Source organism: Bacteroides sp. OF03-11BH (assembly GCF_003604005.1).
Classification (GTDB): Bacteria; Bacteroidota; Bacteroidia; order Bacteroidales; family Bacteroidaceae; genus Bacteroides; species Bacteroides ovatus.
In genome coordinates this window covers 116,053-128,228 of record NZ_QTMW01000005.1, presented here as the reverse complement: position 1 = coordinate 128,228, position 12,176 = coordinate 116,053, and the positions used below count along the sequence as shown (strand labels likewise).

The window sequence follows — 12,176 nt, the reverse complement described above, 5'->3', positions numbered from 1 at the left end:
TATATTATATATTAAATATATAACTATATCTAGTATATTTATTCTTTTATCAAAAACTTTTCATATTTTTGCATCGTATACAACAGTCGTGTTGAATTACTATTTATGGAAATATAGCGTTTTGCTATTGGACTTGCTTTAAGAAAACTGGCACTTTTCAAAATTGATACAAGGACAATAGGCACACAAAACGCCTACGCTATAGCGTGGGTGGTGCTTATTTGTATCAATGGGTATGCCAGTACCTCTTAAAGCAAATAATGTACAACTCACGCTTTTTTATGTTTAGACGTGGGGGGAGTATTGCTTTTATTCACTTTATGTTTAACAATAAAAAGAACAGTTATGGAAAAACATTCTTTATTTCTATTATTACTGATGTTTAGCACCAGTATTCAAGCTCAAAAAATTTCAGTAAACAAGACTGATAAATTCACTAAAGAAAAAGTAGTATATACGTCTTATGAAAAGATTTCATCAGAAGCATTTATCGGTACTCAAACAGGAAAAAATATTGCAATATGTTTTGGTCGTGAAAATGGCTTAAACATGATATTGATGAAATGGCTAACAGCAGATGCGCGATTAGTAAGTGTAAATTCCAAGGTGGTATTTCTTGATGAAGAAGATAATACACATGAATTTACAGTATCAGACTATGCATCGGGAAGAGGAGAAGGAACAGTAGGAGCATTAGGAATGGACTTATGGGGACTTCGTATATTACTATTAGGTGATTTATCTGTTTTTAAGAACCATATAATGACTGCTGTTAGAATATATACTACTGATGGGTATTATGACTACAAAATCAAAAAAGGTGCAGCAGAAAAAGCTAGGAAAGCCTATCGTTTATTTGAGAAGGAAACACAGAAAGGAAATCTTGATAAATGGAAATAATTCTATAAATAAATTAATAATTAAATAAAATGAAAATAACAAGTTTCAAAACAGCATCTTTAATAGCATTTGTAGGGTGCTTATTAAAAGCAGTTATGGCGATTATTTGTCTAATTACAAATATTTCACCATTTATATCCCAAATAGCAGAAATAGCATCAATGTGCTTAATAGGATTCTTCTTTATATCACTTTATACCAAGATAAATTGGAAAATTAAAACAAAGACGAAGTATCATGAGTAAGAAATGTCTTAAATGTGGATGCGAACTTTCAGATGATTCTCCTAGCTATTGTCCTAATTGCATAAAAGAAGAAATAGAAAAAGCAAAAGGTGGCAATAAAGAATCAACAAACGCAGAAAACGTTCTAGCTATTATTGCTTACTTGACTTTGATAGCAGGTGTTATGATATTTATTGCTTTTGTTTATGAAGATACTGCATTAGCTTTCGGTATTTTAATTTCCTCTATTGTAACATGGGGAGTGTTAATTGTGTTATGCAACATATCTAATAATCTACATGAAATAAATAAGAAAATGAACTAAGAAAATGTTTAAATAACAAAGACTCTTCCTAGTATATGACCTATTAGGAAGGGTTTTTTATAACTAAAGATTCTGAAACAAAGCTAGTAGTAGAGAACATATCTTAGTTCAGATTGAAAATCAGAAAAAAAATAAAATTTGCAATTTACCTGCTATATTTAGAACGCCCTGATCTCCCCCCCTCCCCTTTATATTACTCCCCCTTCTCTTATTTTAGACCATTTTATATATGAGCAATACAATGTGTCACCAAAATAGAGAAAGTCGCTAAAATGCCAATATATTATAGCTCAAAAAGTATTAAACAGCCAACCATAATAGGACAACTTTTATTTTGTACTTTAATTCACTCACATAGATCCCCAAATACTTCCAAACAGCTATTTCTCATAAAAGTTTCAGTAATGTTTCAGCAGAAAAAGAAAAAACCTTCATAAAAGCCTCTTAATTAGCTATTTATGAAGGTTTATTAGTACCCAGACCCGGTACAAGCCATAGAAATCATAGGAAAATAAAAGAATTTATCTTCCTTATTATCAACTATTTGAATATTTCCTATTTTCTCTATTTTTGCCATATTTTGCCCATTTTCCGTTATTCAGTACACTTTTAGTACACTTTGAAATATCATTTTCTTTTGTACCTTTGCAATATTGGAAAACAAAAGAAAATCAACTATTTAGCGTAATCACCCGGTTATGGTACCTAAATCGGGATAAAACCTCTAAACAATGGCAAAGTTAGAAAATAAAACGAAAGAAAACCCCAAGTTAGAGCAAAATAAGCTCTCGGATGGTAGAATCAGCCTTTACTTAGAGTATTATTTAGGTAGAGAGGAAAAGCCCGTATTAGATGAAAACGGCAATCAAGTGTACTATGATAGTGGAAAGATGCAAGGTAAGCCCAAGTTTGCAGTAAAGCATAACAGGCGAAAAGAAAACCTTAGTCTGTATCTGATAGATAAGCCCCGTACCCCTGCGGAACGCCAGCAGAACAAAGAAACATTGGAGCTTGCCACAAAGATACGTGCGGAGCGTGAGCAGGAATTTAAAGAAAGTATGTTGGGCTATCGGTTGAAAAAAGATAGAACGGTCAATTTCTTAGACTATTTCCAAGCCTATATCAACAGTTATACCAAGAAAGATATTCGCATGGTACAAATTGCGCTTAGCCGTTTTAAGGACTTCTTAAAAGAGCAATACCCCATGAATGAGTTTAGTATCAAACCGGAACTTATCACCAAAGAAATGATGGAGCAGTTTGTAGCCTATTTGCAATCCCGAAGTGTGGGTGAAGGTGCTAAAAGCATTTACCAGCGTTTCAAGAAAGTTATTCGATATGCGATTGACCACGATGTAATGTTGAAAGACCCATGTAAAAGTGTTACCTGTAAAGTGGATAGCCAAATGCTTCGAAAAGATGTTCTTTCTCCCGAAGAAATACAAAAGTTGGCGGCTTGCCATTATGACAACGAGAACCCGAATGTCAGACGGGCTTTTATCTTCTGTTTATACAGTGGTTTGCGTTTCTGTGATGTAAAAGACCTTACCTATAAGAATGTGGATTACGCTAATCGGTTATTGAAATTTGAACAAAGCAAGACAAAGGGACATTCTGCCAGTAGTGGTGTGGTTATTCCCCTGAATGATGGTCTATTGTCTATCATTGGTGAAGCCCCGGCAGATAAAAACTGTTTGATATTCGATTTACCTACTTACGAAAGTTGCTGTAAATCAGTAAAGCGTTGGGTAAAGAGAGCCGGGATAGACAAACATATAAGCTGGCATTGTGCCCGGCATTCGTTTGCCGTGAACATTCTGAACAATGGGGCAAATATCAAAACCGTAGCCAGCCTTTTAGGGCATAGCGGATTGAAGCATACGGAGAAGTACACCCGTGCGGTGGATAAATTGAAAGAGGAAGCAATAAACAGCTTGCCCGAACTAAAGTTTTAACCATAAAAGACTTATCTTTGTAACTATGAACTTTGAAGCATTAGTAAAACATATCAGCACGATACAGAACACGTTGCAGGCACAAGCCGCACATGCTGTAAACCTTGCCCTTACTTCCCGTAACTGGCTTATGGGTTGCTATATTGTAGAATTTGAGCAGAACGGAGAAGACCGTGCCGCCTACGGTGAACAACTGTTGAAGAAGCTGGAACAACGACTGAAAACAAAAGGTCTGAATGAACGTAGATTCAGGGAATTTAGACGGTTGTACCTTGTTTATCCACAACTAAAAGAACCTGTTACACAATACATTGCATCACAAATTCAAATTCGGCAGTCATTGACCGCCGAATTCACTGAACCAATTCGGCGGTTGGTGACCGCCGAATCTGAAAATGGAGTTTGGAAACTATCAACAGAATACCCACAAACCGAAACATGGATGATTCCGGCTGATAGATTATTCAATAGATTATCTTCCACCCATTTAAACACTATATCGGGAATTGAGAACCCGGTAAAACGTGCTTTCTATGAAATGGAAACCATTCGTGGCTGCTGGTCTGTAAAGGAGTTGGAGCGACAAATCGCATCTTTATATTACGAACGTAGCGGACTATCCAAAAACAAAGAAGCCCTCTCCGCTTTAGTCCAGCAACAAGCAACCTTATTACAACCTAAAGATGTTATCAACACCCCTGTTACTTTGGAGTTCTTAGAGTTGAATGAACGTGCATTGGTGACAGAAACTGATTTGGAACAAGCCATTCTTGACAACCTGCAACACTTCCTGTTAGAAATGGGACATGGCTTCTGTTTTGAAGCCCGGCAAAAACGTATCTTGATAGACGAGGATTATTTCTTTGCCGACCTTGTGTTCTATCACCGCATTTTGAAATGCCATGTTATTGTAGAATTGAAGATAGATAAGTTCCGCCATGAGTACGCTTCGCAACTAAATATGTATCTGAACTATTTTAAAGCGGAAGTGATGCAGCCGGATGATAACCCACCTATCGGCATTTTGCTCTGCACCGAAAAGGGAGATACCTTGGTTAAGTATGCCACTGCCGGGTTAGACCCAAATATTTTTGTGCAAAAGTATAGGATAGAACTTCCAACAGAAGAAGAAATAAAAGTATTCATTTCTTCCTCAAACTATGAGAGTTACAAACTTTAAAATTGGCGAAAAGAAAAAAGATTGTTTCTTCTTTCGCCAGCACATATATTTTGCAGGCTACAAAAGTTAGTTTGGTACGTTTTGGATATATATACAAAAGCACAAACTAAACTCACAATAAAGTAGATTAAAAAAAAGAGAAGATGTTTTGATAAAGTCAGGAATCTATTTTCCCTTTTTAAGAGAACAACTCACGAGGTTATTCTATATTTTAATTGCAATTAGTTTATAGTATGGAAGATTTTAACTCACAATATGCCAACCATTCGAAATTAGAACAGCTAAAGCAGTTCATTTTGGAACATGGTACTTATATCGAACTCAAAAAGGGTGAACAATTCACTATTCAAGGCAAAGTGAATCATCGGGGAGCTTATATCGAACACGGCTTATTGAGATATACTCGTGTGGATGAAAAAGGGAATATACATATAGTAGGATATACTTTCTCCGGAGAGTTTACAGGAAGTTTATGCACACTTATAGAGCCTAATCAACCGTCATTAGTAACAATTGAAGCCGTTTGCGATACAAAGATTTGTTATATACCCTATTTAAAAGTAGAGGAATTCTTTGCCACAAATGTAGAAACCATGCAAGTAAAATGTACTCTTATTGAACAATCATACTTATTAATGTATCATAGATTAATAGATATGTACTGCAAGACTACGGCAGAACTGTATCTTGACTTATTGAATAGATGCCCCGATATTCAAGAGTACATTACGTTAAAGGAGATTGCCTCTTTCTTGCAAGTCACACCGGAAACAATCAGTCGCATACGCCGTGGACTGAATAAATAGCTTACGACAATGAAAGATTTTAATTCATACCTCGACAATTTAGACTATTCCCTCGTAAAAGATTTATTTCATGAAAAAGGGAAGCAACGTATATACCACAAAAAAGATTTCTTTATTCGTCAGAATGAAATATCACGTTTTGCCGAATGGGTAGAAAACGGTACATTCCAATATACATATATTGATGGAGAGGGTGAAGAACACATTGTTGGATACGCTTTCACCAACGAGTTTGTATGTGACTATTCTTCTTTAATGAGAAGTGGCTTATCGTTAGTAAATATTCAAGCCATAACAGAGTGTTCTGTATATGAAATATCCCGTCATGACATTATTGAATATTGGGAAACGGATATGAAAACTCAACGATTCGGAAGGCATGTGGCAGAGAGTCTATTTGAAATGGTATATGAACGATTACTTGATTCATATTGTACGCCTGAAATACGATACAGGAACTTGATGGAACGTTGTCCTAACTTGAAAGAAGTAGTTCCTTTGAAAAGCATCGCTTCATTCTTAGGGGTTACACCGGAAACCATTAGCCGCATACGCCGCAAGTTAGAGATATAACTCACCTTTTAACAATTGTTATATTGGGGTCTTGATAATTGTCAAGACCTTTTTCCTCCACCTTTCATTACTTTGCACACATTGATTAAAAACTATTAGTATGATACGGAAATTAATGAAAGAAGAATATAAAAATGCTATAAACTTATCCTATCAAGTATGTATAGAGTGTGGCATTAACGATTTTACGGAAGAAGGGATTGAAACCTTTAAAAGTTTCGTGTATGACACATCGTTGATGAATACGCTTGACATATATGGGGCTTTTGACAATCATTTATTGATAGGAATAATCGGTGTACATCGGGAAAGGCAACATATATCCCTCTTCTTTGTCTTGCCACACTATCATCGGCAAGGAATAGGAAAATCGTTATTTGACTATATGATGAGCAATTGTAATTTTACTTATATAACAGTTAATTCTTCAACCTATGCAGAAACTTTTTATACATCTTTAGGCTTCAAAAAAGTGGGTAAAAAAGAGATTAATAAAGGTATTGTTAGTATCCCTATGAAGAGAAATATATAATTATTGTCAATCACTTAAAATAGAGATAAGATGAAAAAGAAAATTACTTTATGTATGGTGCTTTCCACATTCATTATTTGCGCCATGTTATGTCTGACAAATTGTAGTAACGATGATGCCCCTACTTCTGTCTTCACCCCCGAAGCCCTGAAGCAAACTACTTGGCAAGCGCAAATGACCGTGTACAATATCGAAGATGAGATAGACTACACAAAACAATCCATTCTTCAGTTTACTAACGAATCAGAAGGCATTTATACAAGGACGAACGAAGAAGACGGATATATGTGGAACACAGATTTTACTTATCAAGTAAATGGAAAAATCATCACGTTCGACAACATAGCAGGTCCGTGGACAGTGATGGAATACACAGGAACACATCTCGTAATGGAAGCCTATAATCCCAATAAGATGGTGTGGACGTTGGAGAAGATGTATTAACCTAAAAATAGCGGATATGAAGATTTCAACAATTCTCTTTTTCTGCCTACTAATGACAGCTTGTATGCAGACAAAATCCTTTCACCGGACAAACGGCTGGTACTACGTAACATCACAGACTACAGACAGCCTTTCACAAACACCTTTCCTTACTGTTATGGATTTCGATTCTTTACGTTTGGAAACTGATGCTTTTGGACACTCGGTCATTACCGGTGTCTTCCTCCAAGATAAATTGCCTATATGGAGAGAAGCCACAACAAAGAGTGTAGGAAAGTACATCGCTTTCGTTTTCAATGACACGGTGATAACTGCTCCTCAGGTTAATAGCCCCATAGAAAGCGGATGTTTCCAAATTTCCAATCCGCATGGATATGATTTGGAACGTATCTTTAGGGAACTACAAAAAGAAATTGATATATCAAGGTTTGGAAATTAAATGTTAACTGGAAAATGGGAACATTAGGTTGCATAAATGATATGCTACAACGGGACAAAGAGAACCGTGAGCTTCGCAAGTTGAATAGAGACAGGATGAAAGAACATCACAAATATCTTGTAGGCAAAGGTAAAAATGCTGATTTATCCAATGTTTCCATTGAAAAGATAGAAGAAATCCGTAAAAAAACCATAGAAAAGGAGCAATCAGACCAAATATATATGTTTAGGATATATATATTTCTTACAATATGCCTTTTAGTGCTATTTTTATTGGGATTACTTTGCTATAAACTATTTTTCTAAATTCCCCCAAAACAACAACTTGCGGATTACAATATTATGAATTGAAATAAGCCTTTTCCTAAGTCTCGCTAAGGCTTATTTTTTATATGAATACATACATGAATCTAATTTTAGAACAGCGATTTTTCCGCTTATTGTCGGAATATTCACAACGTAAAGTTTCTGCATCGGAGTTTACAGAAGCTATTGAGGAATTGGCTACGCATGTAGCCGATTTTGGTATCAACGAACAGGATTACAGTATTTTACTTCGCTATTTTTCCTTTGGTTTACACCGTCTTAAATCGTATCGTGTACGGTTTGAGCAAGAAAAAAATGCCCTATTTGCATTTAATTGATGAAGCGATAGGACTTTTGAACACTGAAATACGCCTTATTGAATGGCGCATCAAATACCCGGAACAACTACAGCAACGCATCAATAAACAGCCCCTTTCCCCTCTCTACCTCGCCGACAAAACAACCCTTATCAATATCATGGAAGTGGTAAGCGGCTTATTCCTCTCCAAAGACATCGTTTATCAGAACGGTAAACCTGCCTATTTAGTGGACTTATCCAAAGGTTTTGAATGGTTGTTTAACATTAAGATAAGCGACTGCCACCAAAAACATGAGGACGTGATAAAACGGAAGCCGGGCAAACTCACCGAATTTCTTAATGGACTGGCAAACCTAATCAAAAATGAACATGATAAGAAAGGATATAGATAATCAGCAACTTATGATTTATTTATAGGGGACTCCATTAGTTCTCCTGTAATTTCTTTGTATCCGTTTTTAGAACTTTGCTTCATCAATCGATTGACAAACAAAATGTATAATCTGAAAAATGAAGCAATTATGTATATAGACAATGACGAATTTGGTGGATGGATGCAGAAGCTGTATGCCAAACTGGAAGAACTCTGCAAAGATGTACGGGTACTACGCAATGCAGACAGGGTACTGCCCGAAGATGATAACCTATTGGATAATCAAGACTTGTGCCTGCTGTTCAAAGTAAGCATCAAAACCCTGCAACGCTACCGGGCTATCGGTGCGTTGCCATACTTCACTATCAGCGGAAAAGTGTATTACAAGGCTTCCGATGTCCGGGAGTTCATCAAGGAAAGGTTCAGCGTCACCACGCTACGCCAGTTCGAGAAAGAACACTGTACGAAGAAAAAGAAGTGAATCTGAAAAGCCGGAACGGTGAATGTGCTTCATCCATCCCGGCTTTCCCCGTTTATGGCTTACCCAGCTTATCAGCTTCTTTCTTTAGCTGTTCGGCTTGCTCGTTCAACAGCCTTGCACGTTCCAGTGCTTCCGCCTGCTTTTGGATGCGGTATTCAAAATCCATCACTGAATCGGTCAGACTTCGGATAAAGCCGTTATCCCGTTGCCATTTGAACTTGTTTTCCAGTATATCAAAAGTTTCCCCGTCTGCCTGTCCTTGCATCAGCAAATAGCGGTATTTCATATCGTTGTCCTGTAACTGCTGCATACGTTCAGCCAAACGGATATTCAAGAATATGGAAACGGAACAGATAACCAGCACTGCCGAAAAAAGGAACAATCCCGGACGAATCCAAGAAGCGACCTTGTTGCAAATCCGTTGATAGAGCGGTAAGGGTATAGCTTCCTCTTTATCCGTCTTGCAAGAGCCCAAAGCATCAAGCATTACCTTGAAACAACGGTAGGTTTCCAATACTATTTTCTTGGTGTCCTCGATATGTTTCTGCTGACCTTGCATCCTATTCCTTATCTCGTCAAGCTGGCTTCGGATAGCCTGCAAATCCTTTTCGGGAACAGCCGGGTTACTGTGCAATTCCGACAATGCCTGTTCGATTGCGTTCAGTCTTTCAAGAGTTTCCTCCCGACTGGCTGGCGTTACCTGTGCTTCCTGCTTCTCTTTCAATTCAGTAACCATTGAGAGAAGCCCCTCTAAAATCAAATTTTTCTCCATGTGTTTACAAATTAAGTTGTTTTTTCTTTTTCTTCTTCTTTCTTAAATTCAAGTTTGGTTCTTCATCCGCAGGGGGTGATGAAGCGGTGAACAGACCGAGTGAGCCAGTTATCAACGGACTGTCAGTCTTTCCCTGTGTCGGCAATGGCTCCCGAACGGGTGTAAAAGCTGTCTGCCGTTGATTTCCGACCGTATTCAGTCCTGCATCCCCGAAACATTTATCCAGTTTGGAGAAACTAAAATTGCGGTCTATCTCCGAACCCTTGAACGTGTATTCGCCTTTGGAAAAGGAAACGCCCTGTATCTCGCCCGTCTGCCCCTTGTACTTGAACCGGACAGTAATACCCTTTTCCGCTAACCGCTCCTGTAACTGCCGCCAGTTCTTGAACTTCCCGATTTCGTTCTTTACAGCCGTGTAAATCTCGTATTTCGACTTGTCCGGCTCTTTCAAGCGGTGCTGCTTTACCTGTTCTTTTCCACCAGCAAAATAAAGCCCGTGTTTGGTTTTCAGCTTCTTGCATACCTGCTCGTTACGGTACATATCGTTCCTGTCCGAAATGGTCTTGCCGTTGTTGTCTATGCGGTTGAACACGATATGCACATGTGGGTGTTCCCGGTCTTGATGGCGCACGATGATATACTGCGTATCGGTGATTTTCATTTCACGCATATACTCCTGCGCAAGCTGTACCATCTTCTCGTCTGTCAATTTGGGTGCATCCACTGCCGAATAACTTAACGCAATATGTCCGACAGGCTTCTTCAAATCGGGATTCATCCCGGTCTGCATACAGAAGCTGCGGATTATATCGCCCCGGCTTTCAGTCAGAACCCCGTCCGCATGAAGCAAAACCGCCTGCTCCTTACCAAGCACATAGTTCACACAGCCCTTAAACCCGCTTCCCTTTTTTATTTTTCCAATCATCCGACAACTGATTTATAATTTCGACAATCCTGTTTTTGAGTTTCACCAGTTCCACCGCCACCAGTGCGAAACCTCCGGCATTCGCTCGGTGCGCCAGTTGGTTGATGTTGTTGGCTTCCCCTGCCAGCTTGCGGATGGTGTCCGCATCCTGCCTATTCAGCCGGGGTATGACCTCTGCCGAAACAACCGCCTGCCGGACATACTCACTGACACGCAACCCGGCTTCCCCGGCTCGCTTCCTGATGGCATAATACTGCAACTCGGTCAGCTTCGTGCTGACTACCCGTTGCTGCTTCTCTATCCGTTTCTTTGCCGGACGTCCCCCCGGCTTATCCTTTATATTCGTCATAGGTTTTTACATTTAAATGGTATCTTAAAAATTGCGACCAACGGGAGAAATTTTCTTTGCTGTCAAGCAAAGCAAGGTAGTTTCGGTTTACCGAAACATAACCTTGCTCTCCAAATTAAACCGCCTGTCGCTGGTAATCCTGCCGGACTAAATGCCCCTGCCCCTTTTCTGTCTTGGGGCGGCACGTTGTCCGGTTTCCTGCTTTATCTCCTGCGCTTGGCTGGTGCTGTTCTTCTGTTCCTGCTTCCTGCCGCACAGGTAATCGTTCAAGTCCGAATACCCCCTGTAATTGCCCGAGAAGTCACGCACACGGTAGGAGTATTCCAATTCGATAGCCCGTGTCGCTTCATATCCTGCCTTGTCATTGTCAAGCATACAGTGGATGCGTTCATACGGGTACAGCACGTCAATAGCTTTCGGCACATTGACAGTAGAGTTGAGTATGACATAATCCTGCCTGTCAAGGTCGGGCATGGTCGGGCAGTTCTTCATCCGGAGCGTGAGGAAAGAAAGATAGTCCATAAAACCCTCGAATACCAAACACTTCTCTCTCGGCTCTCCCTGCTGCCGTATATGGGTGATGTCTTTCGGGGCGATGCAGCCTTTGAAAAAGGAATTGCGAACCTCGTAACCTCCTGCTATGTTCGGGAAACCGATAGCAAAGAACGGTCTGCCGTTATTGGTAAAATGGAGTTCCTTACATTCTCTTTTTGCCAGTTCGATATTGATACCCCGTCCCTCCAAGTAACGGAGCAATGCCGGATGGGTCAAGTCACGGACTTCCAAATGTTGGAAACTCGGTTCTGTCCTACGCTGGGGAAAAGAAAAACTGACCGGGCGGACGTGCGGTGTCTGTTCCGCTATCCGGTTTAACAGGTATGGCAGGCTGTCGGAGCAATAGAGTTCCTTTGCCAGTGCGATGATGTTGCCGCCCTTGCCTGCGCCAAAGTCATACCAAAGGTTGCGGTCAGTGTTCACCTTGAAAGACGGTTCGTGTTCCTCCCTTAACGGTGATTTGTACCATAAGCCGTTACCCTGCTGCTTGACAGGAGAGTAACCTAAACTATGCAGATAGTCTGCGATGGGTATTTGTTTCACATCTTCGATGTTCATAACATTTTCTTTTTTGGGGATTAAAAAATAGTTGAAAAGTGCGCCAGTCCTGTTTAGTCCGTTATATATATACCCGTACCATACTAAACCTGCCTGTTCCGATACAGGGAAATAGTAAGTCCGTTCCTCTTATATATACACCCGGACTAAACCAAACTGAC

Annotated in this window: 17 protein-coding genes; 13 read left to right on the top strand and 4 right to left on the bottom strand. The window is 39.4% G+C overall.

Features of this window, described 5'->3' with window-relative positions; translation table 11 throughout:
- Positions 1-345 precede the first annotated feature (345 nt).
- From DXA54_RS05500 to DXA54_RS05435, 13 genes are all read left to right on the top strand, one after another.
- Positions 346-900, top strand: coding sequence for a hypothetical protein (locus tag DXA54_RS05500; protein ID WP_120079083.1), 555 nt, complete (start codon positions 346-348; stop codon positions 898-900).
- 237 nt (positions 901-1,137) lie between these two features.
- Positions 1,138-1,449, top strand: a complete 312-nt coding sequence (locus DXA54_RS05490) for a hypothetical protein (RefSeq protein ID WP_120079081.1) — start codon at positions 1,138-1,140, stop codon at positions 1,447-1,449.
- 731 nt (positions 1,450-2,180) lie between these two features.
- Complete coding sequence (locus tag DXA54_RS05485; RefSeq protein WP_005944350.1) at positions 2,181-3,404, top strand: site-specific integrase; 1,224 nt, start codon at positions 2,181-2,183, stop codon at positions 3,402-3,404.
- Between the two features lie 25 nt (positions 3,405-3,429).
- Entirely contained in the window at positions 3,430-4,584 is a 1,155-nt protein-coding gene (locus DXA54_RS05480; protein ID WP_005944347.1) for a YhcG family protein, read from the top strand.
- Between the two features lie 233 nt (positions 4,585-4,817).
- Complete coding sequence (locus DXA54_RS05475) at positions 4,818-5,390, top strand: Crp/Fnr family transcriptional regulator (RefSeq protein WP_005944344.1); 573 nt, start codon at positions 4,818-4,820, stop codon at positions 5,388-5,390.
- Between the two features lie 9 nt (positions 5,391-5,399).
- The gene (locus DXA54_RS05470; RefSeq protein ID WP_005944341.1) at positions 5,400-5,963 is read left to right on the top strand and encodes a Crp/Fnr family transcriptional regulator; all 564 of its coding nucleotides are present in this window, start codon (positions 5,400-5,402) and stop codon (positions 5,961-5,963) included.
- Between the two features lie 100 nt (positions 5,964-6,063).
- Positions 6,064-6,495 carry a GNAT family N-acetyltransferase gene (locus tag DXA54_RS05465; protein WP_005944338.1) on the top strand — a complete coding sequence of 144 codons (432 nt, stop codon included), beginning with the start codon at positions 6,064-6,066 and terminating at the stop codon, positions 6,493-6,495.
- A gap of 30 nt (positions 6,496-6,525) precedes the next feature.
- The gene (locus DXA54_RS05460) at positions 6,526-6,939 is read left to right on the top strand and encodes a hypothetical protein (protein ID WP_005944336.1); all 414 of its coding nucleotides are present in this window, start codon (positions 6,526-6,528) and stop codon (positions 6,937-6,939) included.
- A 16-nt stretch (positions 6,940-6,955) separates the two neighbouring features.
- The gene (locus DXA54_RS05455; RefSeq protein WP_005944333.1) at positions 6,956-7,378 is read left to right on the top strand and encodes a SecDF P1 head subdomain-containing protein; all 423 of its coding nucleotides are present in this window, start codon (positions 6,956-6,958) and stop codon (positions 7,376-7,378) included.
- 14 nt (positions 7,379-7,392) lie between these two features.
- On the top strand, positions 7,393-7,683 hold the full coding sequence (locus tag DXA54_RS05450; RefSeq protein ID WP_004323652.1) for a hypothetical protein: 291 nt from the start codon (positions 7,393-7,395) through the stop codon (positions 7,681-7,683).
- 98 nt (positions 7,684-7,781) lie between these two features.
- Positions 7,782-8,021: a hypothetical protein gene (locus tag DXA54_RS05445; RefSeq protein ID WP_080720260.1), complete on the top strand. Its 240-nt coding sequence runs from the start codon at positions 7,782-7,784 to the stop codon at positions 8,019-8,021.
- A complete protein-coding gene (locus DXA54_RS05440) occupies positions 7,975-8,394 on the top strand; it encodes a hypothetical protein (RefSeq protein WP_004323654.1) in 420 nt (139 codons plus the stop codon). The genes DXA54_RS05445 and DXA54_RS05440 overlap by 47 nt, the downstream gene beginning before the upstream one ends.
- A gap of 129 nt (positions 8,395-8,523) precedes the next feature.
- A complete protein-coding gene (locus DXA54_RS05435) occupies positions 8,524-8,856 on the top strand; it encodes a helix-turn-helix domain-containing protein (RefSeq protein WP_004323655.1) in 333 nt (110 codons plus the stop codon).
- 52 nt (positions 8,857-8,908) lie between these two features.
- Here DXA54_RS05435 and DXA54_RS05430 read toward each other — a convergent pair whose 3' ends face one another.
- The 4 genes from DXA54_RS05430 to DXA54_RS05415 form a co-directional block, all read right to left on the bottom strand.
- On the bottom strand, positions 8,909-9,628 hold the full coding sequence (locus DXA54_RS05430; RefSeq protein ID WP_005944331.1) for a hypothetical protein: 720 nt from the start codon (positions 9,626-9,628) through the stop codon (positions 8,909-8,911).
- A 4-nt stretch (positions 9,629-9,632) separates the two neighbouring features.
- Complete coding sequence (locus tag DXA54_RS05425; RefSeq protein WP_008642636.1) at positions 9,633-10,553, bottom strand: relaxase/mobilization nuclease domain-containing protein; 921 nt, start codon at positions 10,551-10,553, stop codon at positions 9,633-9,635.
- Positions 10,519-10,902: a MobC family plasmid mobilization relaxosome protein gene (locus tag DXA54_RS05420; RefSeq protein WP_004310825.1), complete on the bottom strand. Its 384-nt coding sequence runs from the start codon at positions 10,900-10,902 to the stop codon at positions 10,519-10,521. Before DXA54_RS05420 ends, DXA54_RS05425 begins: the two co-directional genes overlap by 35 nt.
- A gap of 147 nt (positions 10,903-11,049) precedes the next feature.
- Positions 11,050-12,015, bottom strand: a complete 966-nt coding sequence (locus DXA54_RS05415) for a toprim domain-containing protein (protein WP_005944329.1) — start codon at positions 12,013-12,015, stop codon at positions 11,050-11,052.
- Positions 12,016-12,176 lie beyond the last annotated feature (161 nt).